The sequence below is a fragment of the Flavobacterium polysaccharolyticum genome (assembly GCF_038739875.1).
Lineage (GTDB): Bacteria > Bacteroidota > Bacteroidia > Flavobacteriales > Flavobacteriaceae > Flavobacterium > Flavobacterium polysaccharolyticum.
Genome location: NZ_JBCGDP010000109.1, coordinates 1 through 275, shown reverse-complemented (window position 1 = coordinate 275; position 275 = coordinate 1). Strand labels below are relative to the sequence as shown.

The 275-nt window shown below is 37.8% G+C and carries 1 protein-coding gene; it reads left to right on the top strand.

Going from position 1 to position 275, the window contains the following annotated elements; all coding sequences use genetic code 11:
* Window positions 1–275 (top strand): hypothetical protein (locus tag WFZ86_RS20280; protein ID WP_342693632.1); only part of this gene is annotated, 275 nt, incomplete at both ends.

Sequence of the window (275 nt, the reverse complement as noted above, 5' to 3'; positions counted from 1 at the left end):
ATTTCAGGTAGTGATTTGAAAATTACTGCGAGTCCTGATTTTGAAACCAAAGCTTCCTACTCTGTTCGCGTAAGAACTTTCGATGGTACTTCAACTTTTGAAAAAGCATTTACTATTTTCATTAATGATGTGAATGAAGCACCAACGGATATTACTTTGTCTGATTCTGACATTGATGAAAATGTGGTGGCTAACTCAACTGTGGGAGCACTTTCTTCAACCGATGTAGATAGCAGTTCGTTTACGTATTCTTTAGTAGCTGGAGCTGGTGATAC